24 protein-coding genes and 1 pseudogene are annotated in these 24,473 nt (G+C 63.4%); 6 read left to right on the forward strand and 19 right to left on the reverse strand.

Annotation, left to right across the window (positions count from 1 at the left end; all coding sequences use genetic code 11):
- Positions 1 to 27 precede the first annotated feature (27 nt).
- The 4 genes from BGK68_RS17815 to BGK68_RS28370 all read left to right on the forward strand — a co-directional run bounded on the left by BGK68_RS17815 (position 28) and on the right by BGK68_RS28370 (position 4,899).
- Positions 28 to 936 (forward strand): YggS family pyridoxal phosphate-dependent enzyme, encoded by a 909-nt coding sequence (locus BGK68_RS17815; protein ID WP_083657842.1) that lies wholly within the window; start codon positions 28 to 30, stop codon positions 934 to 936.
- On the forward strand, positions 863 to 1,582 hold the full coding sequence (locus BGK68_RS17820; protein ID WP_075258184.1) for a glutamine amidotransferase: 720 nt from the start codon (positions 863 to 865) through the stop codon (positions 1,580 to 1,582). Before BGK68_RS17815 ends, BGK68_RS17820 begins: the two co-directional genes overlap by 74 nt.
- A 259-nt stretch (positions 1,583 to 1,841) precedes the next feature.
- The gene (locus BGK68_RS17825; protein ID WP_075258185.1) at positions 1,842 to 3,245 is read left to right on the forward strand and encodes an aminotransferase-like domain-containing protein; all 1,404 of its coding nucleotides are present in this window, start codon (positions 1,842 to 1,844) and stop codon (positions 3,243 to 3,245) included.
- A complete protein-coding gene (locus BGK68_RS28370; protein ID WP_233149335.1) occupies positions 3,205 to 4,899 on the forward strand; it encodes a subtype B tannase in 1,695 nt (564 codons plus the stop codon). Before BGK68_RS17825 ends, BGK68_RS28370 begins: the two co-directional genes overlap by 41 nt.
- A gap of 69 nt (positions 4,900 to 4,968) precedes the next feature.
- Here the strand turns inward: BGK68_RS28370 and BGK68_RS17835 are convergent.
- Positions 4,969 to 5,139: pseudogene (locus BGK68_RS17835) on the reverse strand (DUF3363 domain-containing protein); the annotation flags it as partial.
- Between the two features lie 112 nt (positions 5,140 to 5,251).
- On the opposite strand from BGK68_RS17835, the gene BGK68_RS17840 reads away from it, so the two are divergent.
- Entirely contained in the window at positions 5,252 to 5,710 is a 459-nt protein-coding gene (locus BGK68_RS17840; protein WP_083657844.1) for an AAA family ATPase, read from the forward strand.
- Between the two features lie 188 nt (positions 5,711 to 5,898).
- Here the strand turns inward: BGK68_RS17840 and BGK68_RS17845 are convergent, their stop codons facing one another.
- The 15 genes from BGK68_RS17845 to BGK68_RS17915 all read right to left on the reverse strand — a co-directional run bounded on the left by BGK68_RS17845 (position 5,899) and on the right by BGK68_RS17915 (position 20,744).
- Positions 5,899 to 6,126, reverse strand: coding sequence for a DUF2274 domain-containing protein (locus BGK68_RS17845; RefSeq protein ID WP_075258187.1), 228 nt, complete (start codon positions 6,124 to 6,126; stop codon positions 5,899 to 5,901).
- A complete protein-coding gene (locus BGK68_RS17850) occupies positions 6,123 to 7,418 on the reverse strand; it encodes a TrbI/VirB10 family protein (protein WP_075258188.1) in 1,296 nt (431 codons plus the stop codon). Before BGK68_RS17850 ends, BGK68_RS17845 begins: the two co-directional genes overlap by 4 nt.
- Entirely contained in the window at positions 7,415 to 8,422 is a 1,008-nt protein-coding gene (gene trbG, locus BGK68_RS17855; protein WP_075258189.1) for a P-type conjugative transfer protein TrbG, read from the reverse strand. The genes BGK68_RS17850 and trbG overlap by 4 nt, the downstream gene beginning before the upstream one ends.
- Positions 8,419 to 9,123 (reverse strand): conjugal transfer protein TrbF, encoded by a 705-nt coding sequence (gene trbF, locus BGK68_RS17860; protein ID WP_075258190.1) that lies wholly within the window; start codon positions 9,121 to 9,123, stop codon positions 8,419 to 8,421. The genes trbG and trbF overlap by 4 nt, the downstream gene beginning before the upstream one ends.
- A gap of 30 nt (positions 9,124 to 9,153) precedes the next feature.
- Positions 9,154 to 10,530, reverse strand: coding sequence for a P-type conjugative transfer protein TrbL (gene trbL, locus BGK68_RS17865; protein ID WP_075258191.1), 1,377 nt, complete (start codon positions 10,528 to 10,530; stop codon positions 9,154 to 9,156).
- 79 nt (positions 10,531 to 10,609) lie between these two features.
- Positions 10,610 to 11,296, reverse strand: a complete 687-nt coding sequence (trbJ, locus tag BGK68_RS17870) for a P-type conjugative transfer protein TrbJ (RefSeq protein ID WP_233149463.1) — start codon at positions 11,294 to 11,296, stop codon at positions 10,610 to 10,612.
- A 53-nt stretch (positions 11,297 to 11,349) separates the two neighbouring features.
- The gene (trbE, locus tag BGK68_RS17875; protein WP_075258193.1) at positions 11,350 to 13,812 is read right to left on the reverse strand and encodes a conjugal transfer protein TrbE; all 2,463 of its coding nucleotides are present in this window, start codon (positions 13,810 to 13,812) and stop codon (positions 11,350 to 11,352) included.
- A gap of 10 nt (positions 13,813 to 13,822) precedes the next feature.
- Positions 13,823 to 14,107, reverse strand: coding sequence for a VirB3 family type IV secretion system protein (locus BGK68_RS17880; protein WP_075258194.1), 285 nt, complete (start codon positions 14,105 to 14,107; stop codon positions 13,823 to 13,825).
- Positions 14,104 to 14,496: a TrbC/VirB2 family protein gene (locus tag BGK68_RS17885; protein WP_075258195.1), complete on the reverse strand. Its 393-nt coding sequence runs from the start codon at positions 14,494 to 14,496 to the stop codon at positions 14,104 to 14,106. Before BGK68_RS17885 ends, BGK68_RS17880 begins: the two co-directional genes overlap by 4 nt.
- Entirely contained in the window at positions 14,493 to 15,560 is a 1,068-nt protein-coding gene (gene trbB, locus BGK68_RS17890) for a P-type conjugative transfer ATPase TrbB (protein WP_075258196.1), read from the reverse strand. The genes BGK68_RS17885 and trbB overlap by 4 nt, the downstream gene beginning before the upstream one ends.
- The gene (locus BGK68_RS17895) at positions 15,557 to 16,021 is read right to left on the reverse strand and encodes a CopG family transcriptional regulator (RefSeq protein WP_075258197.1); all 465 of its coding nucleotides are present in this window, start codon (positions 16,019 to 16,021) and stop codon (positions 15,557 to 15,559) included. Before BGK68_RS17895 ends, trbB begins: the two co-directional genes overlap by 4 nt.
- Positions 16,018 to 18,030, reverse strand: coding sequence for a conjugal transfer protein TraG (locus BGK68_RS17900; protein ID WP_075259879.1), 2,013 nt, complete (start codon positions 18,028 to 18,030; stop codon positions 16,018 to 16,020). Before BGK68_RS17900 ends, BGK68_RS17895 begins: the two co-directional genes overlap by 4 nt.
- Positions 18,031 to 18,278: 248 nt before the next feature.
- Positions 18,279 to 18,518 (reverse strand): EexN family lipoprotein, encoded by a 240-nt coding sequence (locus BGK68_RS17905; protein ID WP_075258198.1) that lies wholly within the window; start codon positions 18,516 to 18,518, stop codon positions 18,279 to 18,281.
- Entirely contained in the window at positions 18,518 to 19,462 is a 945-nt protein-coding gene (locus tag BGK68_RS17910) for a LysR family transcriptional regulator (RefSeq protein ID WP_075258199.1), read from the reverse strand. The genes BGK68_RS17905 and BGK68_RS17910 overlap by 1 nt, the downstream gene beginning before the upstream one ends.
- A gap of 58 nt (positions 19,463 to 19,520) precedes the next feature.
- A complete protein-coding gene (locus BGK68_RS17915) occupies positions 19,521 to 20,744 on the reverse strand; it encodes an MFS transporter (RefSeq protein ID WP_198937224.1) in 1,224 nt (407 codons plus the stop codon).
- Positions 20,745 to 20,839: 95 nt separating this feature from the next.
- On the opposite strand from BGK68_RS17915, the gene BGK68_RS17920 reads away from it, so the two are divergent.
- On the forward strand, positions 20,840 to 21,733 hold the full coding sequence (locus BGK68_RS17920) for a LysR family transcriptional regulator (protein ID WP_075258201.1): 894 nt from the start codon (positions 20,840 to 20,842) through the stop codon (positions 21,731 to 21,733).
- 222 nt (positions 21,734 to 21,955) lie between these two features.
- Here BGK68_RS17920 and BGK68_RS17925 read toward each other — a convergent pair whose 3' ends face one another.
- From BGK68_RS17925 to BGK68_RS17935, 3 genes are all read right to left on the reverse strand, one after another.
- On the reverse strand, positions 21,956 to 22,195 hold the full coding sequence (locus tag BGK68_RS17925) for an EexN family lipoprotein (RefSeq protein ID WP_075258202.1): 240 nt from the start codon (positions 22,193 to 22,195) through the stop codon (positions 21,956 to 21,958).
- Positions 22,195 to 23,139 (reverse strand): LysR family transcriptional regulator, encoded by a 945-nt coding sequence (locus BGK68_RS17930; protein ID WP_075258203.1) that lies wholly within the window; start codon positions 23,137 to 23,139, stop codon positions 22,195 to 22,197. The genes BGK68_RS17925 and BGK68_RS17930 overlap by 1 nt, the downstream gene beginning before the upstream one ends.
- 64 nt (positions 23,140 to 23,203) lie before the next feature.
- Positions 23,204 to 24,406 carry an MFS transporter gene (locus BGK68_RS17935; RefSeq protein WP_198937225.1) on the reverse strand — a complete coding sequence of 401 codons (1,203 nt, stop codon included), beginning with the start codon at positions 24,404 to 24,406 and terminating at the stop codon, positions 23,204 to 23,206.
- Positions 24,407 to 24,473 lie beyond the last annotated feature (67 nt).

Below are 24,473 nucleotides of genomic sequence, written 5' to 3' on the forward strand. Positions count from 1 at the left end.
TTGTAGAATATTTTTACGATTTCTCACATGACTTTCAACCCTCATCCCCATACCGCCGATGCGGTGGACGGCCTTCGGCATGAACCTTGGCCTCGCGCAGAATCGGTGGAAGACTTCCGGTACAACCTCGCTGTTGTGCGAGACCGCATCGCCGCCGCCTGCGCCCGCGTGGACCGCGATCCTGCCAGCGTTCGACTGCTGCCGGTCAGCAAGACCGTTGACGTGGCCCACCTCCGGCTCGCCTATGCGGCGGGCTGCCGCCTGCTGGGTGAAAACAAAGTGCAGGAGGCGCATGGAAAGTGGGAGGCGATGGCCGATCTCTCCGATCTGCGCTGGTCGGTAATCGGCCATCTGCAGACCAACAAGGCTAAGCGGGTCGCACGCTTCGCCACGGAGTTCCAGGCACTGGACAGCCTGCGCGTCGCCGAGGCGCTGGACCGCCATTTGCAGGCCAAAGGCCGGTCGCTGGACGTGTTCGTGCAGGTCAACACATCGGGCGAAGCCAGCAAGTTTGGACTGCCCCCGGACGAAGTGCCCGGTTTCCTGCGGGCCTTGCCAGTCTTCGGCGCGTTGCGGGTGCGAGGGCTCATGACACTAGCGATATTCTCGGCAGACACCGCCCGCGTGCGCGCCTGCTTCGCGCGGTTGCGCACGCTGCGCGACCGGCTACGGCAGGATGTCCCCCCCACTGTCGGGTTGAATGAGCTGTCCATGGGCATGTCCGGCGACTTCGCGGTGGCGATCGAAGAAGGCGCCACCGTCGTGCGGGTCGGCCAAGCCATCTTTGGTGCGCGCAGTACTCCCGACAGTGACTACTGGCCGGATGCTTCTTCCCCCCCCCCTCTTTTGAAAGTACACACCCATGAATCGCACGGTCCTCGCCATTCGGCACGTCCACTTCGAAGACCTCGGCACGCTGGAGCCGCTACTGCGTGAACGCGGCTATGCGGTGCGCTACGTCGATGCGGCGATCAATGACCTCGCGTCGCTGGACGTGCTGTCGCCCGATCTAGTGGTGGTGCTCGGCGGACCGATCGGCGCGTTCGACGACGCCTGCTATCCGTTCATTGCGAACGAGGTCGAGCTGATTCGCCAGCGCTTGGGCAGCCAGCGCGCTATGCTGGGTATCTGCCTGGGTGCCCAACTCATCGTTCGGGCACTGGGTGCGCGTGTCGCGCCGATGGGCGTCAAGGAGATCGGCTTCGGCGCGTTGAAGCTCACCCCCGAAGGCCACTCCTCCCCGCTGACGGCGCTAGACGGCGTACCAGTGCTGCATTGGCACGGCGACCAATTCGACATCCCCAACGGGGCCTTGCATCTGGCCCGCACGCCCACGTGCGCGCACCAGGCCTTCTCGATGGGTAACGCCGTACTGGGCCTTCAGTTCCATCTGGAAGCCGATCCGGCAGCGCTGGAGCAATGGCTGGTAGGCCATGCCTGTGAGCTAGGGCAAGCGCAGATCGATCCACGCGAGTTACGCGAAAAGGCACAGGCGCACGGCGTGGCCCTACGGCGTGCCGCACGTGACGTGATGTCGCGCTGGCTGGATGGGGTCGAGCAGACGGGTGTGCGAACCGGGTGATGCGGCTGTGCACGTCCGGCGGACCGGCGCTCTCGTGATGCACCTTGGGTACCAGTGCCCGGTGGCGGAATGACGCAGAGCCCACTCGAATGGCAATGGCTGGCGTCGAGCCAGGAAGACATCGGAGGACACGCTCCTGATCACACATTATAATAGCTAGGTACAGTCAGGTACGGTTAGAAAAAACTGTTATGTATATGAAGCCAGTACAGTTGAGAGGGGTAAAGTGAAACGGGGTGGCACGCGCATCAATGCGGCGATGGCGGAAATCCAATCGAGGATCGCTTCGCGCACCTACCTGCCGAGGACGCGCCTGCCTTCCGTGCGAGCACAGGCGCGTGCGATGCAGGTTTCGGTTTCAACCGTCGTTGAAGCCTATGAACGGCTGGCGGCAGAGGGCGTCATCACCTCCCGCCCAGGATCGGGTTTCTATGTGGCCGGGCCGGTGGCTCCGCTGGCGCTGACGCAGATTGGCTCCAAGCGGGACAGGGAAGTTGATCCGCTGTGGGTTTCACGCCAGTCGCTGGAGACGGACGCCACCACGCTCAAGCCGGGCTGCGGCTGGTTGCCTGCCGCATGGCTGTACGAAGCAGGGATGCGCCGCGCCCTGCGTGCCCTGGCGCGGGCCGATACGTTGGAGCTGGCCGAGTACGCAACGCCGTTGGGCCACCCGGCGTTGCGTCAGTTCCTCTCCCGGCGACTGGCGAGTGCCGGCATCGAGGCGGCTCCCGAGCAGATCATGCTTACCGAGTCGGGGACGCAGGCGATCGACCTGATTTGCCGCTTCCTGCTGGAGCCGGGCGATACCGTGCTCGTGGATGACCCCTGCTACTTTAATTTCCATGCCTTGCTCAAAGCGCATCGCGTGCAGGTGGTGGGCGTGCTCTATACGCCGCACGGGCCGGATGTGGAAAGGTTCGCGGCCGCGTTGCAGGAGCACTCGCCCCGGCTCTACATCACCAACTCGGGCATCCACAATCCGACGGGCGCGACGCTATCGCCCGTTATCGCGCACCGGCTCCTGAAGCTGGCCGACATTTCCGATCTCGTCATCGTCGAGGACGACATTTTCGCCGACTTCGAGGCCAATCCAGCACCGAGGCTGGCGGCCTTCGATGGCCTCTCGCGCGTCATCCATATCGGCAGCTTTTCCAAGATCGTCTCGGCCTCGCTGCGCTGCGGCTATATCGCAACGCGAGCCAACTGGATCGAAAACCTCGTTGACTTGAAGATCGCCACCAGCTTCGGCGGCGGGCGACTGGCTGCCGACATGGTGCTGATTGCATTGACCGACAGCGGCTACCGCAAGCACATGGAGACGGTACGGCTGCGGCTGGCAGAGGAAATGGTGAGGACGATTGCCCGGCTCGAAGCCATCGGCATCACACCCTGGATTGTTCCCCAGGCGGGCATGTTCCTCTGGTGCCGATTGCCGGAGGGCATAGATGCCGCTGCCATTGCCAGGTCATGCCTGAAAGACGGTGTGGTGCTGGCGCCAGGCAATGCTTTCAGCCAGTCACTGAGCGCGCAGGACTTCTTGCGCTTCAATGTGGCGCAATCCACGGATGACCGGGTTTTCAATGTTCTCAAGCGCGCCCTGTCAGAACAGACAACGCAACGGCGTGAATCAAGTCATCGCCATGACCAATCCTTTTCGGAGTAATGAAGCAATGTATTGGCCAAAACCGATCTCCCTTGCCGGATGCGCCGTCTTGATGATGAGCTTGCTTGCCGGATGCACCGGCACCACGTCGCTCGCGATCAAGGACGGTCGCGAAACCCAATCGTCCGGTCTTGAATTCCCCATGGATCGGTACGAGGCGCGCTCCGTCGTCGTGGACGGCAAGGCCACCGCAGTGCGTGCCTACGAAAACGTCGTCTACGTCGCCAGTCCGGTGGACACGACCTATCAGGTCATGAACATCTACGTCCCCGAGGCGTATTTCCACGACGAGCGCGTCGGTGCGTTCGACGCCCGAACGGCGCCGATCTTCTTCCCCAACCAGGTCGGCGGCTACATGCCCAGCCAGCCGGGCACGCCAGAGGGCAGACGCGACCTGCCACCGGGCGCGGGAGCACGCGGCGGAATGGCGGCATCGCCGGCAGGCGCCGGGCGCACGCCCCAAAGCATACCGCCCGAGGGAATACGGTCGGCCGGCGCAAACGGCCCCGGCGCCGGGGAAACCCGTGTCAGTGCCATCGCCGTGGCGCTGTCCAAGGGCTATGTCGTGGCCTCGCCCGGCGCACGCGGCCGCACCACCCAGGATGCCGGCGGCACGTACACCGGCAAGGCGCCTGCGGCTATCGTCGATCTCAAGGCTGCGGTGCGCTATCTGCGTTACAACGACGCGCGCATACCTGGCGATGCCGAGAAGATCATTTCCAACGGCACCAGCGCCGGCGGTGCGCTGTCGGCGTTGCTCGGTGCCAGCGGCAATAGCGCCGACTATGAGCCATATCTGAAGGCGCTCGGTGCCGCACCCGCGCGCGACAACATCTTCGCCGTCTCGGCCTATTGCCCGATCACCAACTTGGAGCACGCAGACAGTGCCTACGAGTGGCAATTCAACGGCGTCAACGACTACAAGAAGTTCGACATGTCGATGCTGGATTACAACGTCCAGCGCCGGGAAGTCGCGGGCACCCTGACGACCGCGCAGATCGACATATCCGATGCACTCAAGGCACAGTTCCCCGCCTATCTCGACAGCTTGGGATTGCGCGAACCACAAGGGCAGGCATTGACGCTGGACGCGGCTGGCAATGGCAGTTTCAAAACCTACATCAAGTTGCTGGTCATCGCTTCCGCGCAGACGGCGCTGGACGCTGGGCAGAACCTCTCGGCGCTGGACTGGCTGACCGTGGCAAACGGCAAGGTGACGAGCCTCGATTTCGACCGCTATGTGCGCTATGCGGGTCGCCAGAAGTTGCCGCCGGCTTTCGACGCGCTAGACCTGAGCAGCGGTGAAAACCAGTTGTTCGGCACGGAGACGATAGACAAGCAGCATTTCACCACTTTCTCCCAGCGCCGCAGTACGGCCGCTGGCGCGACGCTGGCCGATGCGGCGACGGTGAAGATGATGAACCCGCTTCGCTACATTGGCGCGGCCGACGCCAGCACCTCGCCGCATTGGCGAATCCGCCACGGCACCAAGGATCGTGACACCTCGCTGGCCGTGCCCGTCATCCTCGCGGCGACATTACAGAACAAGGGCTATGCCGTTGATCTGGCGTTGCCCTGGGATCGCCCGCACAGCGGCGACTACGATCTGGACGAACTGTTTGCCTGGATGGAACGGATCAGCATACGAGAATAGCGCCAGGACACGGCGGGCTGCACAGCAGCCGACAGTCACTCTTGCGCCGGTGCTCGGTTCTGCGCCATCTCACGCAATACCTATGTCGCGCTGTCGCCCGATTTCCCACAACACCCCGCCGCCGCGCACCGTTGCGGCGATCTGCTGCCCCAGCTGTGGTTCGATTACCGGCCGCCACGGCACCAGGCTGAAGCCCATGCCGTCATCCAGCATCGCGTAGCGCCCGCTCGCGAGCCGCATTCTATACGCCGAATGTCGGCTGCGCTTTCCGCGAGCTGCGCCACGACCTCCCGCTCCTCATGAACCGAGGGGATATCTGCATGACCAGCATGTCCGTCCGAAGCCGGGCGCCTTGGCCGAGACCCGCCGGAAGCGTTGTGTCGAACTGCTGATTGTGGACGAGGCGGAGCGCCTGTCCAAGACCGGGCTGGAATACATGCGCGACCTGTTCGACCGCCACGGGGTCGGGCTGATCCTGATCGGGATGCCCGGCATCGAAAAACGCATGGCGCGTTACCCGCAGCTTTTCAGTCGGGTCTGCTTCGCCCACCAGTACCGGCCATTACAGGATCAGGAGCTGACCTTCGTGCTGACGCGGCGCTGGCGCGACCTCGGGCTTGCCATGGATGAAGCGGACTTCACTGACGCCCACGCCGTCGCTGCCATCGTCCGGATCACGGGCGGCAATTTCTGCCTGCTGCATCGACTCTTTGTCCAGATCGAGCGCATCCTTCGGATCAATGGCATGAACGCGATCACAGAGGATGTGGTCGAGGCAGCGAGGAGCACCCTTGTGATTGGTGTAACGTGACCAGACCACTACGTGCCATTAAGCGCTGACGGCTACCTGCCAATTACCGCTGATATCTACACTTGGCAGGGCTTCCGGCGATACCTGAGCGGGATATTATTACCTGTCCAGGAACTGCCTTTCTTTGAGACGTTTGTTCACTTTCACGCCGAATGTCATTCGAAGCCGTTCGCCAGTGTGGCTCCGCACTATGAAGAAACAGAGCTTCCCTTCCTGAACCCCCGATCCCCCACCATGAAGGCTTCGAGCATGTGCGGGATCAGCGTCACGGCATCGACTGGTTCGCCATAGGTCTGTGTATGGAGCCATGCATAACGATCCAGATCCAGTTTCAGGCTGGCCGGGCAAGCGAAGGTCAGCTTCGTGGACTCCATTTTCGGGAGCGGGCCTAAACGAAGTTTTCGAGGGGTGTTCATCGCGAACCTCCCAGTTGGTAGAACATCGGTTGGTAGGGCTTGAGCTGAATGTCGTGCTGAACAATGATGCGCACTGGCAAGCCCGGCCGCTCGGTCAAGGTGGGTTGAACGTTCATGTTGCGCCGGGTCATCTCCTGGCCGACATGGTTCACGCTGTCCTGGGCGCTGTCGCGTCCGGCGATGATGACGCGATCGCCGTTCTGCCGGTTCTGCGGCGCGGCCAGTTCGGCGCCGACGCCCAGCAACGTCGTCAGCGCCGCCCCGGTGAAGATGCGGCCCCAGTGGTAGTCCACGCCGTCTTCCAGTCCGGCGTAGCCGGCCGGGTCGGTGCCGGCCAGGTTATCAAGCGTCAGCGAAGACGTGTCGGGCAGAATGATCCGGTTCCACACCACCTGCACACGGCTTTGCCCATAGCTGACCTGGCTGTTGTACTTGCCCAGGATGCGCGCGCCCTGCGGGATCAGCAGGAAGCGCCCGGTAGCCGTGTCATAGACCGGCTCGGTCACCGTGGCGATCACGTCGCCCGGCAGGTCCGACTTGATGCCCGTCACCAGTGCCCCGGCGATGACCGTTCCGGCCATGACCTGATACGGCGAGGTCGGCATTTGCAGGTTGCCGGAATTACGGATTTCAGGCGTTCCGGCTTTCTGGAACGCCTCTTTCTGGTCTTGCCGGTTTTGTACAGCGGTCGGGTCGGCAGCGGATGGTGTCGTGTGTGCCGCCGTCGATGCCGGGCCAGCGGCCATCGGGTCGAACGCCGCGTTGGCGACGAAGCCTGGTGCGGCGACGGCCTGCGACGGCGCCTCCGACGCGGTTTGCTGCGCACCGGAGCGGAAAAACACGGACGAGGCCGCGGCCGATTCGGCTTCCTTGCGCCGCGCGTCACGCTCGGCTGCACCGGGGTCTTGGCCGGGCGGCGTATAACTGGCCAGGGCCGGCTGCTGGGACTGCGCGATGGCAGGCCCCAAGTCGCCGGGCAACGGCGGCCCCAGCGCGGGCACGGTGGGCGGCAGCTTGGCATAGTCCGCCGGCAGCGCGTCCAGCCCTTCGGACTTCGACACGCGATCCACGTTGTAGAGCTCGGGCTGCTCGCCAGTACCGCGCCGCGGCGGTTGCAGCGACCACATCAGCGCACCGAGCACGGCAACCGACAGGCCGCCGGCGAGGATCGCCAGCGTGCGCCGGTTCAGGCGTGTCACCGCGCGGGGCGGCGCTCGCAGCGTCAGGTTTTCGGGCGCGACCTTCGGCGCAGTGTCCGAAATCGGTACGTCTGGGGTTTCGTCCTGGCTCATGGTGTGTTCCCCCGTGTGCCATCGGTGCGTTCAATCCGCACCACGTCACCCTTGTCGCCACCCAGGCGCAGCTCGGCCGCACCGAACAGCCGATCCACGATGTAATAAGGCGAACGGAACCGGTAGTTCACCAGTTGCCCGTCGCCCTGCGCACCGATCACGAACAAGGGCGGCAGCTCGCCTTGCCCGATGCCCGCCGGAAACTGGATATAGACCTTCTCGCCGTCATCGAAGGCGCGCAGCGGCTTCCACGGCGGGTTGTTGCCCGATATGGCATAGCGGAAGCGGAGCTTCTCCAGTGACAAGCCACGCTCGGCGGGTGCGGCCGCGTGCGCCACCTGGTTCTGGCGCCGCAAGGCCAGCAGGGCGTCCTTGGGGTACTCCCAGGACACGGACGCCATCCACGCCTTTTCGGTCGAAGTCAGTTCCAGCAAGTACGTGCGGCGGCGGGTGGTGATGACCAGATTGGTTTTCAGGGCCGAGCGGATGGGTTTCACCAAGACATTCACGCGCAGCGCGTCGCCGCTGCCGCTGGAGGTGTCGCCCACGATCCAGCGCACCGTGTCGCCGGCGGCCACCGTCACCAGTTCCTCGCCGGGCTGCAAGGACACCACGGTCACGCGCCCCGGTGCGGTATAGACCTGATAGAGCGCGCCATCACTGAAGGGCCACACCTGAATTGCATTGACGTACCCTTCGCGCGTCGGCGCGATGCGCGCCTCGACATTGGCTTTCGATACGCGCACGGTGTCGTCGGCCGATTCTGGCGTGGGCCTAGCGCCGTTCGTGCCCGACAGCGGCTTCAACTGATCCGGTAAAGCCAGCGGCTCGGGCACGGTAATGACTTCGACCGGCTTGGGCGGTTCCGGCAAGGGCTGTGCCTGCACCGGCTCATCGAGCGAGACGGACGGCGGCGGCTTGCCCTGCGAGGCGCAACCCGCGAACAGGACAGACGAGGCCAGCAGGATCGCCGGCAAAGCGTAAAAGCGGAAAAACGGGTTCATGGTTTCACTCCTTCAGACGCATCCAGTTCGCGGCTCCACGACAGGCCGTTGACGTAGATGCCCAGCGGGTTCTTGCGCAGGCGCTGTTCGGTGCGCGGGGTTTGCAGGACGGTGGACAGCACCGCGTTCCAGCGTTCGGTGCGATCCAGAGCGCCGTTGACGAAGCGCGTCTCCGTCCAGCGCACGTTGAAGGACGTGTCGCTGGCGCGGGTCACGCTGGTGATCTGCACCGTCACCGACTCGCGACCGATGCGCGCGAAGGGGTCATGGGTGCGGGCGTACTCGTTGAGCACGCCCGCACCCTTGTCGGTGGTGTAGTCGTAGGCGTCGAGCCAGTTCTGCCGCACGACGATGGGATCGACGGACAGCGCGCGCACCAGCGTGATGAAGTGCGCGAGGTGGTAAGAAATCTGCGCATCGGCCGGTGTGTACGGTGTGGTGGCCTCGCCGACCGCGCGCACCTGGCCACTGGTGTCCACCTCGATGACGTAGGGCGTCACGATGGACTGCGCGGAGCGCCATACCAGGCCACCGGCCATCAGCAGCGCCAGCAGCAGGCAGCCGAAGGCCATCCATCGCCAGTTTTTCGCTTGCACGCGGGCCGCGCCGATACGCTCGTCCCACACCTGGGCGGCGGCTTGATACGGGGTGGCAGGCGGCGGCGACTCGGCATAGCGCACCTGGGGTCGTTGGAATCGCATCGGGGTTCTCCTTGACAGTCAGAGAGGGTGTCATTCCGCGGCATCGCGCAGACTCGGGCCTTGCCCGGCGCCGCCACCGTCGCCCCCGCGCAGCGTGTGGGCGACGGTGGTCGCGGCATGGGTGATTTGCTGTCGGCGATGCATGCGCCTGGCCCAGGCGGGTGGTTCTTGCTTCTGCGAGCTGGCGGCACCGTCTGTTGCGTCGTCTGCTTCGCCAGCGACAGCCTGGCCTGCACCAGCTTCCGCGCCGTTCCAGCCGGCGCGGAAGGCGTCGGCCATCGTTTGCCCGGCCGCCGAAGCGCCGGACGCGGCGCGGCGGCCGGCGGCGTGCGCGCCGGTCTTGGCGACGTTACCGAGACCCGCTGCCGCACCCTTGGCCCCGCCGCCGGCGGCAGCGGAACCGGCCTGGAACGCCGACCGGGCGCTGCTGGCCGCCGACGTGGTGGCACGGGCGCCGGAGCCCGCGAGTTTTGCAGCAGCCGGCGCCATGCGTGCCCCGGCCATGACGGCACCCCCCACGCCAGTGGCGGCAGCACCGAGGGCCACGCCGGTGCCGACCGCACCGACCGCGGCTCCCGCCATCGCGCCCGCACCGAGCTGCGGCGCACCGGACACAAGACCCGTGGCGATGCCGGGACCAAAGATGCCCAGCGCCAGCAACGCGAGCGAGGCCAGCATCACGACCAGCGCATGGTCGATGGACGGCTCCGCGGGGGACCCTTGGAATGACGCGAACAGGCCCGAACCAATGCCGACGATGACGGCCAGCACCAGGACCTTGACGCCCGACGCCACCACGTTGCCGAGCACCTTCTCGGCGAGAAATGCGGTCTTGTTCCAGAGTGCGAACGGAATCAACACGAACCCGGCGAGGGTCGTCAGCTTGAACTCGATGAGCGTGATGAAGAGCTGGATCGCCAGCACGAAGAACGACAGGATCACGATCAGCCAGGCGAGAAACAGCACCGCGATCGCATCGAGGTTCACGAAGACGTCGGGGAACCCGACCAGGTGACCGATCTGTTTCAGAATGGGCGCGGCCGCGTCGATGCCCGTCTTCGCCAGCCGCCCCGGCTGAAGAAAATGCTCCATCGTGATGGCCGAGCCGGTGGCGGTGATCCCCAGCCCGGCGAACGAGCGGAACACGATGCCGGCCAGTGCGTTGAAGTTGTGGATGAGGTAGGCGAAGGCACCGACGTAGAGCACCTTGCGCAGCAGCTTGGCGATCACGTCCTCGCATTGGCCGGTGGCGTGGCTCAGCGCCCAATACAGGCCGGCGATCGTCATGTCGATGACGATCAATGTGGCGGTCAGGTACATCACTTCGCCATGCAGCAGCCCGAAACCGGAGTCGATGTAGCGCGAGAACGTGTCGAGGAAGCGGTCGATGAGGGTCACGTCGTTCATGGCGTGTCTTCCGATTGTTGAGCGCACGCGGTCAACAGCACGGCCAGTAGGAGGCAAGCGCATCGCATGGCCACCTCCGTCAGCGGCTGTAGAAATGGACGGGCTGCGGCGTGTACGGCGTGCCGGTGCCGAGGAAGCGACGTCGCACTTCGCGGGCGCGCTCGGTCGCCGCCGCCTGCCGTGCCAGTTCGAGCGAGGCGGCGCGATCCTGCGTGAGTTGCAGTCGCTGCGATTGGATCGATTGCTTGGCCTGCAAGGCCAGCAGCTGGTTCGTCGCCTGCATCGCTTGCAATGCGCCTTGCGCCGACTGGCTCTTGCCGACGAGGTCGGTCAGCACGTTCTCGTCATCCCCCAGGTTCTGCGACACCTGGGCCTGCATCTGCATTGCGGTCTGTAAGCCAGTGAGTGTGTTCTTCCAGCGCTCTTGCGCCTGGCGATACATCTCATCGCCGCTCACGGTAGCGGCGTACTGTTCGGGATACAGACGTGCAAACGCCCGATCCAGCGTCGCCACGTCGTAGGCCAGGCCCTGGGCTTGGCCGATGAGTCGCTGTGTCGTCGCCAGATTGGTGCGCAACTGGCCCACCACGCTGGAGGGCAAGCTGGCGAGGTTGCGCGCCTGATTCGTGAGCATTCGCGCGTCGTTCTGAAGCTGCCGGATCTGGTTGTTGATCTGCTCCAGCGTGCGGATGGCGGTCAACGTGTTCTGCACCAGGTTGGCCGGGTCGATGAAGGTGATGGCCGATGCGGGCGGTACAACCAGCATCGACACCGACAGCACGGCGGCGAGCGTGACGGACAACAGACGAGGCTTGGTTTTCATGGGGAACCCCCCGATAGTTGAGAAACGAGGAAGGACGCCGCCGCCGGTGAGACACTGGGGAACTCGGGCAGCAGGTCGGCGGCCCAATCGAGGCCGCGATGGCGCAGCCAGGCGCCCGCGAAACCGGGCACGCCGGCATCCAGCAGGACGCGGTCGATGTCACGCTGGTCCTGCGGCGTGGAAGCGCCCGCAAAGGCCAGCGCCGCCGGCCCCAGGTCGAGGTCGAACAGGCGATTGCCGAGACGGGATTGGTAGTAGTAGTCGCGCTTGGGCTGTGCAGTGGCGACGATCTCGATCTGGCGCGAGTTCAGGCCAAAACCCTCGTAGATCGTGCGAATCTGCGGCTCGGTCGCCTGCGGGTTCGGCAGGAAGATGCGGCTGGCGCAGCTTTCGATGATCGCGGGCGCGATGCTCGAATCTTTGATGTCGGCCAGCGACTGCGTGGCGAAAATGACCGACACGTTCTTCTTGCGCAGTGTTTTGAGCCACTGCCGGATGCGCGCGGCGAATACCGGGTCGTCCAGGAACAACCACGCTTCATCGAGGATCAGCAGCGTGGGCGCACCATCAAAGCGCTCATCGAAGCGCGCAAAGAGGTAATGCAGCACCGCCATGACGGCGGCCTTGCTGTGCATCAGTTCTTCCATTTCGAAGCACTGCACGTCGGCCATGCCCAGCCGGTCATGGTCGGCATCCAGTAGCTTGCCGTGTGCGCCGCCGAGCACATACGGCGACAGCGCCTGGCGCAGTGCGTTCGATTGCAGCAGAACGGACAGTCCTGTCATCGTGCGCTGCTCCACCGGCGCACCGGCCAGGCTTCCCAGCGCCGACCAGATGGACGCTTTCTCGTCCGGGCCGACTGCGACGCCTTCGTGCAGCAGGCGGCCTTCGATCCATTCGGCGGCCCAGGTGCGGTAGCCCTCGCGGTCGATGCGTGCCAATGGCTGGAAGGCGATTTCGCCATCCATCCCGAGGTCGTAGTGTTCGCCGCCCAGCCCGAGAATCGTGGCTCGCATCGAGCGCCCCATGTCGAAGGCGAAGATGCGTGAGCCGCGATAACGGCGGAACTGCATCGCCAGCGTGGCGAGCAAGACCGACTTGCCCATGCCAGTCGGCCCCGCGACCAGCGTATGGCCCACGTCGCCGATATGCGTGACCAGCCGGAACGGCGTCGCGCCATCGGTGCGGGTGACGATCAGCGGTGGGCCGTCGAGGTGGTCGTTCTTCTCCGGGCCAGCCCACACCGCTGACACCGGCATCAGGTGCGCCAGATTCAGCGTCGAGACGATGGGCTGGCGCACGTTGGCGTAGGCATTGCCGGGAATGGACGACAGCCACGCATCCACGGCGTTGAGGGCTTCAGGGATCGTGACGAAGCCGCGTCCCTGGATGGCACGTTCCACCCTGCGCAGCTTTTCGTCGGCCACGGCGGGGTCGGCATCGAGCACCGTCACCGTGGCGGTGAGGTAGCCGAAGGCGACCTGATCGCTGCCCAGTTCCTGCAAGGCGGCATCGGCGTCTGCGGCCTTGTTGCTGGCGTCGGTATCGACCAACGGGCTTTCCTGCTGGAAGATCGTTTCGCGCAGTAGCGCGATGACGTTCTTGCGCTTGGCGAACCACTGGCGGCGCAGGCGCGTGAGTTCCTTTTCCGCCTCGGCTTTGTCCAGGCACAGAAAGCGCGTGCTCCAGCGATACGCAAAGCCCAGGCGGTTGAGGTCATCCAGCATCCCCGGCCAGGTCGAGGTTGGGAAGCCTCGCACTGACACGACACGCAAGTGCTGGTCGCCCAACATGGGTGCCAGGCCACCGACCAGCGCGGAATCGGTCAGTAGCGCGTCGATGTGGAACGGCACCTCGGGTACGCCGACGCGATAGCGCCGCGTCGAAACGGTGGCATGCAGGTAGGTCAGCGTCTGGCTGTCATCCAGCCACGCGATCTCCGGCATTACGCCATCGAGCAGGTCGAAGATGCGATACGTCTCCGCGACGAAGGCGGCCAGGCGCTCGCGCCAGTCCACGCCTTCGGTAGGCCGGTTCTCGTACAGCATCTCCGCGGCGCGGGCGCGGGACTCCTCGGGCGGCAGGTACATCAATGTCAGGTGATAACCGCTCTCGAAGTGATGGCCCGATTCCTCGAATGCTGCGCGGCGTTCCTCGTCCACCAGCCACGACAGCGGCTCGGGAAACTCGGCGTGCGGATAGTCGGCGGCTGCGCGGCGCTCGGCCTCGATGAACAGAGCCCAGCCTGAACCCAGGCGGCGCAGCGCATTGTTCAAGCGCGCCGACGTGGCGATCAGCTCGCCCTGCGTCGCACTGTCGAGGTCCGGCCCACGGAAACGTGCTGTGCGCTGGAAACTGCCGTCCTTGTTCAAGACGACACCCGGCGCCACCAGCCCGGCCCATGGCAGCCAGTCGGCGAGCAATGCCGGGCGATGGCGGTATTCGGCTAGGTTCAGCATGGCCTGTCCCTCACACGTCCAGCAGCGGCGGGTGCTTGAGGTGCCGGGCGAAGACGGCCATGAACTGCGGATCGACGCGCGCCCCCCAGACCGCCAGCGAATGGCCGACGATCCAGAGCAGGACACCCGGAATCCACAGTTGCAGGCCCAGCCCGACGGCGGCGGCCAGCGTGCCGTTGGCGATTGCCACGGTGCGCGGTGCGCCGCCCAGCAGGATCGGCTCGGTGAGCGAGCGATGCAGCGGAATCTCGAATCCGTTGGCGAACCCGGCCGCGAAGATATCCGGCGCGCTCATACGACCGCCCCGCCGGAGAAGCTGAAGAACGACAGAAAGAACGAGGACGCGGCGAACGCGATGGACAGACCGAAGACGATCTGGATCAGCTTGCGGAAACCGCCCGAGGTATCGCCGAAGGCCAGCGCCAGGCCGGTCGAAATGATGATGATCACGGCCACGATGCGCGCCACAGGTCCTTGAATCGACTGCAAGATCGATTGCAAAGGGCCTTCCCACGGCATCGAGGAGCCGGCGGCCTGCGCGGTGCCGGCCAGGACCAGCAGCAGCGCCGCCAGCAGCAACCCTTGCACCGCAGGGCGCGCCAGGCTGCGCAGGTACGCGAGGCGGGACAGGTGGCAAAGCGGGTTGACGCAAACACGGAAAGCAGGAACGGTCATCTGCGTCATGGCAGTTCTCCAGGGTGGTTAAGGGATAGGGAAGAAACGGAGGCGATGGGTGATAGCTCTGGGAATGGAGCATCCAGCGCGTCCGCCAGTTGGTAGCCCGCGCCGTCGACGCCGAGGACGCGGGCGATGCTCTCGATGCGGCGCTTGCGCCCGCGTCCGCCGATGTGGATCACCACGTCCACGGCCTCGGCGATCAGCGCACGGGGCGGATTCACCGCCACTTCGAGGATCAGTTGCTCCAGGCGCAGCAGCGCGCCCAGCGCGGAGCCGGCGTGGATGGTGGCGATGCCGCCCGGATGGCCGGTGCCCCATACCTTGATGAGATCCAGCGCCTCGGGGCCGCGCACCTCGCCCACCACGACGCGATCCGGTCGCAGGCGCATGGACGAGCGCACCAGCTCGGTCATCGACACCACGCCCGCGCGCGTACGCAACGGCACGTGGTCGCGGGCCGCGCATTGCAGTTCCACCGTGTCTTCGAGCACCAGCACACGGTCACCCGTGGCGGCGATTTCGGCGAGCAAGGCATTGGCGAGCGTGGTCTTGCCGCTGCTGGTGGCGCCAGCGATCAGGATGTTTTTACGCTCGCGCACGGCGCCCACCAGGAAGTCCGCCTGGACGCGGGTCATCATCCCGTCGAGGACGTACTGGTCCAGCGGGATCACGCCGATGGCCCGCTTGCGCAGCGCGAAGGCCGGCCCCGGCGCGGCGGGCGGGAGGATGCCCTCGAAGCGTTCGCCGGTTTCAGGCAACTCGGCCGACAGCAGCGGCTGGCCGCGATGGACTTCCGCGCCGACATGCGTTGCGACCAGCCGGATGATGCGTTCGCCGTCGGCCTCGGACAGTTCAACCCCCATCGGCGCGCGGCCGGTGGAAAGCCGGTCCACCCACAGGGTGCGATCCGGGTTGAGCATGACTTCCACCACATCCGGGTCGTCGAGTGCGGCAGCAATCAGCGGCCCCATGGCCGTGCGCAGCATCTGGATGCGGCGATCCATCGACGCCGCAGCGGACGAGCGCAGCTCGTGCGGAAGTTGCCCACCTGCGGAGATGTTGGCGCTCATGACGCACGCTCCCGCGCCTCGGCTGGTGCTTCCGCGTCCTCCATGGGCATCGGGTCGGGGTGCAGTTCCTCCACCACATCGCGCACGAGGCTTCGGCCCCGCAGCAGGTGGCGGCCAAGCTGCTCGGTGAACTGCGCGAAGCGTGCCTTGCCCTGGGCGCGGGCGGCGTCTTGGTGCGCCTCGGGAACCGGCGTGCTGACGGTGAGGTAGTAGCGGATGAACAGCGCCAGCGTCTCGATGGCGATGTTCTGGTCGCGCTCCAGCCGTTCGGCCTGGCGTGACAGCCGATCCAACCGCTTGGCCATGGCCGCCTCGCGCTGGTCACCCGCGTCGGGCGACAGCCAGGACGCCAGCGCCGCCGCGACGATGGACGACTTGGACACGCCTTTCTTGGCGGCCAGCTCTTCCAGGCGCTTGGCGTGCTCGTGCTGGATGAACAGATTCAGGCGGTAGTGGCTCATAGCTCGATTCCGTCGTTGGGATCGAGGGACGCCAGCCGGGCCGTGCGCTGCATGGCCGGATCGAACTGGCGAGGAAGGGGAAGTGGGAAGTCGTCGTCATCGAGCAGCGACACGTCGCCGCCCGATGGCGCCATGTCCGGATCGAACTCGGCGACGTCGGACAGCTCGGGCTGGCGACGCGGGCCGCCGTCATCGGCTGAAGTAGCGAAGCCTTCGGCCGCCTGGCTGGTTGGCGTGGCCGGCACCGTGGGAATCGCCAAGCCGCTCCAGTCGTCGGGCCGCGAGGGAGGTACGTCGGCGTAACGCCCCGCCGTGAGAACCGGCGGTGGCAACACGCGGCGCTTGAAGTTGGCGTCGGCGTAGTAGCGCAACTTCTTGGCCTTGATCGGCGGACTGCTTCCCACCATCACCACGGCCTCGTCCGGCGGCAGTTGCATCACTTCACCGGGCGTCAGTAGCGGGCGGGCCGTCTCCTGGCGCGACACCATCAGGTGTCCCAGCCAAGGCGCCAGCCGGTGGCCCGCGTAGTTGCGCTGCGCGCGCAATTCGGTCGCGGTGCCCAGCGTTTCGGAGATGCGCTTGGCGGTGCGCTCGTCGTTGGTGGCGAAGGTCACGCGCACATGACAGTTGTCCAGAATCGAATGGTTCTGGCCGTAGGCCTTGTCGATCTGGTTGAGCGACTGCGCGATGAGGAAGCTGCGGATGCCATAGCCGGCCATGAAGGCCAGGGCCGTCTCGAAGAAGTCGAGCCTGCCCAGCGCCGGGAACTCGTCGAGCATCAGCAGCAGCTTGTGGCGCCGTGCGATGCCGTCCGAACCGTCGAGCGATTCCGTGAGGCGTCGCCCGATCTGGTTTAAGATCAGTCGAATGAGGGGCTTGGTGCGGCTGATGTCCGAGGGCGGCACCACCAGGTACAGCGACACCGGATGCTCGGAAGCAATCAGGTCGGCGATGCGCCAGTCGCAGCGTGACGTGACTTCGGCCACCGTGGGATCGCGGTACAGGCCGAGGAAGGACATGGCCGTGGACAGCACGCCGGAACGCTCGTTGTCGCTCTTGTTGAGCACTTCGCGTGCGGCCGATGCCACGACCGGATGCGGACCACCACCATCCCCGTTCACCAAGTGCGGCGTGGTCATCATCCGGTGTAAGGTCAGCTCGAACGGGCTGGCCGGATCAGACAGGAAGTTGGCGACACCGCGCAGCGTCTTGTCCTCTCCCGCGTACAGCACATGCAGGATGGCACCGACCAGCAGCGCGTGCGAGGTCTTCTCCCAATGGTTGCGGCGCTCCAAAGCGCCCTCGGGATCGACCAGGATGTCGGCGATGTTCTGCACGTCGCGCACTTCATGCGCGCCGCGTCGGACCTCCAGCAGCGGGTTGTAGGCGGCCGATTTCGCATCGGTGGGGTTGAACAGCAGGCAGTGCGAAAAGCGCGAGCGCCATCCAGCTGTGATGCTCCAGTTCTCGCCCTTGATGTCGTGGATGACGGTGGATGCTGGCCAGGAGAGCAGCGTCGGCACGACCAGGCCCACACCCTTGCCCGAGCGCGTAGGGGCAAAGGTCAGGACGTGTTCCGGGCCTTCGTGTCGCAGGTATTGGTCATCGAGCCGACCGAGGAATACGCCTGCGCTCTGGGTGAGTCCTGCTTCCCGAATAGCTGCCGCATCAGCCCAGCGTGCCGAACCGTAGGTGGTGACCAGTTTCGACTGCCGCGAACGCCACACCGACATGGCCATGGCGACCACCACGGCGGCCAAGCCGCTGCCGCCTGCGATCAGGCCGCCGGTGTCGAAGATGCGCGGCGCATAGGCGTCGAAGAAAAACCACCACTCGAACAACCGCCAGGGGTGATAGATCGGCGTCCCCAGGAGATCGAACCAGGGCGAGCCCAGGCATAGCTGGTAGCCCAGGGCGGCGGCTGTCCATTGGGTGGCGAACCACACACCGACAATCACAATGCCGAAGACGACACCGATTTGCCCGAACAGGACCCCTTGACCTTGCATGCCGACCGCTCCCTTCTCCCGCAAAATGAAGCCCAAGAACAGCAGCACGGGGACGTGCCGCAGTCATCAGGTTCGGTGCGGGATCAGGGCCGGTCAAAGGCCGTTATGGCGGGAATTAAGGCAGAAAAAGCCGGACTTCTTGCGGCGGCGAAGCCCATAAAAATGCCGCAGGCACGAGCGTGCTGCGGCGTGATAAGCGAATCGGTAGTGAATCCGTCGCGACTGGGCGACAGCAGGCGTTCGGCGAACTATTTGGTGTGCTGTTCGGGTCGATCGCCGAAGAAGCGTCGTTTGGCAGCTTCAGCCGCACGCAGGCATAGGTTGTCCGAGACCTTTGAGCGATCTTCACGGCACAGTCGCTGGATTTCTTTGATGCGCTCGGGATGAGCGGTCAGGAATTCCACCGAGTCATTGGCGGGCGAGGGCCCGCAGGCCGACAGCAAGCCGGCCAAGGCGAGTACATGAGCGGTGCGGAAAATGGCGTTCATCAGGAATCCTCCGGTTCATCGGAAGGAGCGTCGCCAGCATGCACATGTTCCTTGCCGGTATCGGCTTCCAGTCTGCCGACGCGGGCAACAAACCGACTCAGTGCTTCTGACGGATCGCTATCTCGCCTTAGCAGGTAGGTGGTGAGCCTCGGCGAGCCACCGGCCAGTGGGCGTGCGAGGACGTTGGGCTCGCGACTGGCGGCAATCTGCGAGGCACCGACCAGCGCCAAGGCGAACCCGGCAGCCACCAGCGCCATCATCAAGTCGAAGGACATTACCCGTTCGGTCACCAGCGGTTCCTTGTCCAGCGCGCTCAGCACCCGCTCGATCTGGTGGTTGTAGCCTTCGCAGGTCTGCGGGTCGCCCATTACCAGGGGATAGCGCAAGACCTCGTCCAAGGGAATGCGTGCATGCACCAGCAAGGGATGGCGCGCCGGAATGGCGACCCGCAACGGATCGCGCCATGCGGGTTCGGCAAGAATGCCGTCGCCGACATCGGCGGACTGGGCAAATCCCACGTCGTACAGATCATCGTGCAACCCCTTGAGTTGCTGGGTGAGCGGGACTTCATCGAAGTGGATCGCAATCTCCGGATCTTCCTGCCGGCACAGTGCCATGAGCGAGGAAAAGCGTGCCGGCGCAATGCCATCGGACAGCGCGATACGCAGTTGACCGTCATAGCCTGCGGCGACCGCGCGCACGCTGGCGCGGGCTTGATCCAGTGTGGCGAACACGCGTGGCACGTGTTCGAGCAACAGCTTGCCGGCCCGCGTCAATCGGGTGCTGCGCGTGGTGCGCGCGAACAAAGGCGCACCCAGATCTTCTTCCAGCTCCTTGATCGTGCGCGACAAGGGCGACTGGTCGATATGCAGTCGTTCGGCCGCTCGGGCGAAGTGGAGTTCTTCTGCTACGGCCAGGAAACAGCGGAGGTGCCGAATTTCCATATTCCGCTACCCCTCAAAGTTGAGTTTGAGATATAGAAACAGCACTGCTGACTCGAAATCAATCTGACTTCTTTGTCAAAGAAAGGGCTGCAGCGAACGCCCCAAAAATAAGTCCAACAATACAAATGCCGGGCCAACCCCATGCATTCCAAACTATTCCAGATAGAGCTGAACCTAAAGCGCCGCCAAGGAAGAATAGCCCGGTAAAAAGACCATTCATCCGTCCTCGGGCCTCAGGACGCAAAAGATTGATCGCACGGCGCCCCAATGTCTGGTCAGCTATAACGCCTAGATCGAGAATAACCGCCGCGAATATCAACACGCCAAGAGAAAGACTTCTGTTATTGGATAGCACTGCAACGCCAACGTAAGCCAGCATCAGGGCGAACATGATCGCCAAATGTGCCGACACAGTCATGGGTCTCGTCCACCCACGATCACCGGCACGCCCGGCAATCGGTGCAATGATTGCTCCAGCCGCCCCTGCTAGCGCAAACAAGGCAATTCCCCCTTGTCCTAACAGAAACGGCGCTTGACCAAGTTGGAGAGCGACAGAGGTCCAAAAGATACCAAATGCCCCCATGCACATAGCTTGGCTTGCAGCCCTACGCCGTAAAACTGGTTCCTCTTTAATAATGGATATTAATGACCTCACTAGCTGCCAATATGTTGCTCGGCGTGCAGGCCTGAGGGAAGGAATGTGCTTTTGGAGAATGATGGTGAGAATTGCAACAATCACCCCAAGAAAGCCGTACAAATATCGCCATCCGAAGAACTGAGTAACCAAGCTGGCCGCAGGGCGGGATACTAGTATCCCCAACATCAAGCCACTCATGACGTTGCCAATCGTGCGTCCACGATGTGCTTCAGAACTCAGCGATGCGGCAACAGGCACCAACATTTGTATCGCACTGGTGAGCAGACCAACGACGAATGATGCCGAAAGGAATACGAGTCCATTTGGAGATATTGCCAGTATGAATAAAGCAAAGGCGTCGCCCACAAGAGTTGTCAAAATGAGTCTCTTGTTCTCAACGATGTCTGTCATGGGAACAAGAAAAATTAATCCCACCGCATAACCGAACAAGGTCAATGTAGTTGCCAATCCCGACATGCTGGTTGAAAGGCCCAGTTCCGGACCGATGATGCCTGCCAGTGGTTGAGATGCATAAAGTGCCAGAACAACGATTCCTACAGCCGTAGCGAACAGTGCAATGAGCGGCATGCGAGGCATCGGACTGTTGATTGCATTTTGTGACGATGGGGATTTGTCCATTTTCATGAGCCGTCTGAATGAATAGATGCAGTCATGCTACTCTCAAGTCTGCGGCGTATAATCACCATGCAAAGTGATTGACTCTCACGGAAATAGTGACAATGGCCAGCCTTGAGCATTACCGCATCTTTATTGCCACAATCGAAGCTAAAAGCCTGACTGCCGCAGCTCGAAAACTGGGCTGCTCACTTCAAAATGTGAGCAGATCCCTCAGCACTCTTGAAACAGAGTTGGGGGTGGCGCTAGTCCAGCGGACCACGCGGCGGATGCAAGTTACTGCTGCAGGCGGCCTCTTCTACGAGCGCCTGAAAACCGCCCTACATGACCTTGACGAAGCAACAACCGAGGCTCGGAGGAGTACAACAGAAATATTTGGCTTGTTCCGTGTCGGAGCCTCTGTTCAATTCGCTCCTCGGTACATCGTTCCGGCAGTTGCTGCATTTGTTGAACGCTATCCCAACGTGGAAGTAGATCTTGCACTTTCGGACGCCATAGTGGATCTGTTGGAAAACAAGTTGGACATCGTCATCCGAATTGGCGATTTGGAGTCCTCCGCATTGAAATCGCGTCTTCTCGCAAAACTGAGACGCGTCGTTGTCGCAACGCCTCAATACGTTGCCCAGCATGGACGTCCTTTGCATCCTTCTGTCTTAGGAAAGCATGCATGTGTCGTTAGGACATTTGGCCCTGAGGGCGATGTATGGCCACTGACAGAGAATGGAGCTCTGCTCAGGGTATCTGTGGCGGGGCGATTCCGTTGCAATGATGCAGCTTCCGCAAATGCCGCCGTCTTGCATGGCATTGGAATTGGATTGGCACCTCTTTGGCAGGTGAGAAATGAAATTGATCAGGGGCTTCTGGAGGTGCTGTTGCCTGAGCATGAGCCGTCGCCAATTCCAGTTCATGCGTTATGGCATGAAAATTCAGTCTTGCCAGCAAGGACCAGGGCATTCATTGATATGCTGCGAGGAAGAATCTCCAGCGAAAGGATTTGATTCTTAATTAACCTTCAACGCGATGGCTGTTCAATTCTGAACGAGAGTCCCGCTTTGTCTGTACCGCTTTCCAATCTCCGCGCTGCGAGAATGGGGCATTGCACACCTGTTGGACTTCTAGATCTGCGTACCCTTGGTCGATGGAAAGCTTCATCGATGACGCGGGGCTTCCGCCCAATTGGCAGGTGCGATTTCAATTCCACCACCACCCCGCCCAGCGAACTACTTGGCGCGCTGTTCGGGCCGGTCGCCGAAGAATCGCCGTTTGGCAGCTTCAGCCGCACGCAGGCACAGGTCGTCCGAGACCTTTGAGCGATCTTCACGGCACAGTCGCTGGATTTCTTTGATGCGTTCGGGATGGGCGGTCAGGAACTCCACCGAGTCATTGGCGGGCGATGGCCCGCAGGCCGACAGCAAGCCGGCCAAGGCGAGTACATGAGCGGTTCGGAAAGCGGTGTTCATCAGGATTTCTCCAATTCATCGGAAGGAGCGTCGCCAGCAGGCACATGTTCCTTGCGGGTATCAGCTTCCAGTCTGCCGACGCGGGCAACAAACCGACTCAGTGCTTCTGACGGATCGCTATCTCGCCTTAGCAGGTAGGTGGTGAGCATTGGCGAGCCGCCGGCCAGCGGTCGCGCAACGATGTTGGACTCACGACTGGCGGCAATCTGCGAGGCACCGACCAGCGCCAGGGCGAACCCGGCTGCGACTAACGCCATCATCAAGTCGAAGGACATTACCCGCTCGGTCACCAGCGGTTCCTTGTCCAGCGTGCTCAGCACCCGCTCGATCTGGTGGTTGTAGCCTTCGCAGGTCTGCGGGTCGCCCATTACCAGCGGATAGCGCAAGACCTCATCCAAGGGAATGCGTGCATGTACCAGCAAGGGATGGCGCGCCGGGATAGCGACCCGCAACGGATCGCGCCATGCGGGTTCGGCAAGAATGCCGTCGCCGACATCGGCGGACTGGGCAAATCCCACGTCGTACAGATCATCGTGCAACCCCTTGAGTTGCTGGGTGAGCGGGACTTCATCGAAGTGGATCGCAATCTCCGGATCTTCCTGCCGGCACAGTGCCATGAGCGAGGAAAAGCGTGCCGGCGCAATGCCATCGGACAGCGCGATACGCAGTTGACCGTCATAGCCTGCGGCGGCCGCGCGCACGCTGGCGCGGGCTTGATCCAGTGTGGCGAACACGCGTGGCACGTGTTCGAGCAACAGCTTGCCGGCCCGGGTCAATCGGGTGCTGCGCGTGGTGCGCGCGAACAAAGGCGCACCCAGATCTTCTTCCAGCTCCTTGATCGTGCGAGATAGCGGCGACTGATCGATATGCAGTCGTTCGGCGGCACGGGCAAAGTGGAGTTCTTCCGCCACGGCAAGGAAGCAACGTAGATGTCGCAGTTCCACAGTCACGCCCCGCCCATCGGCGCATGCTCCACGATGAGATGGCGGCTTGCGTTCACCTCATTCTTCATTTGGATCGGTATGGGCTGGGCTTCAACCCCGCAAGGCCGACTACGATGCCCATCATGGCGAGGCCGACTGCTGCCGCCACGATGCCGAACCAGCCCGCGCGTGGATAGAGATAGGCCGCCAGCCATGAACCACCGGCCCCACCCAGAAAATAACAGGTCATGTATCCCGCGTTGAGGCGATTGCGGGCTTGTGGCCGCAGCGCGTAGATGGCGTTCTGATTGCTGACATGCACCAGTTGCACGGCCAGATCGAGCAGCAGCACACCGACCAGTAGCGCAGCCAGCGACGCCTGAGCAAATCCGAGTGGCAACCAGCAGAGCAGCAGGCCCAGCAGACCGAGCCATGTAGCAGTGGTTCCCCGGCCCTGATCGGCCAGACGCCCCGCCACTGTGGCAGCCATTGCCCCTGCGGCACCTGCCAGTCCGAACAGACCGATCACTGCATCCGAGTAGCCATAGGGGGGCGCGGCCAGTAGGAAAGCCAGCGGCGTCCAAAATAGGCTGAACAGCGCGAACGATATCATGCCAAGCATGGCACGCACGCGCAGCACAGATTCCTCGACGAACAGTTGGATCACCGAGCGTAGCAATTTCCCGTACCCCACACCGGCATCGCCCTGGTAGCGGGGTAATGAATGCCTCAGGGCCATGGCGCAGACCGCCATCGCAACGGCCGCGACCACATACACGGCTCGCCAGTGCATCAGGGAAGAAAGCCCGCCCGCCACGGTTCGGGCGAGCAGAATACCGAGGAGCAAGCCGCTCATCACGGTGCCGACTGCGCGCCCACGTTGTTCCGGCGCGGCGAGCGTCGCTGCAAAAGGTACCAGCACCTGCGCGACAACCGAACAGAATCCGGTGATGGCCGTGCCCACCAGCAACAGCGGCAAGGTCGTTGCCGCCGCGCTGAGCGCCAGGCCGAGACCCGCCAGCAGCATCAGGGCCACGACCAGGCTTCTGCGCTCGCGCAAATCCGCAAAAGGCACCAGCAGAAGCAGTCCCGCGCCATAGCTCAGTTGCGCTGTCGTCACGATACAGGCTACCGCTGCTTCGGAAGTCCCAAACTGCGCCGCGATCGTGGGCAGCAAAGGCTGGGCGTAGTAGTTGCCTGCAACGGCGATTCCCGTTGCCGAGGCCATCAGCCACAGTAGGGGCGTTGTAAGAGATTGAGCCGGCTTGGACTGTGACATGGCATTCATGGGTAAGAAATCGGAAATGTACGGCGCACAGTTTCCCTTCATCCAATCCATGAGTAAAATGTATTAT

Source organism: Herbaspirillum camelliae (genome assembly GCF_001929405.1).
GTDB classification, from domain to species: Bacteria; Pseudomonadota; Gammaproteobacteria; order Burkholderiales; family Burkholderiaceae_D; genus Herbaspirillum; species Herbaspirillum seropedicae.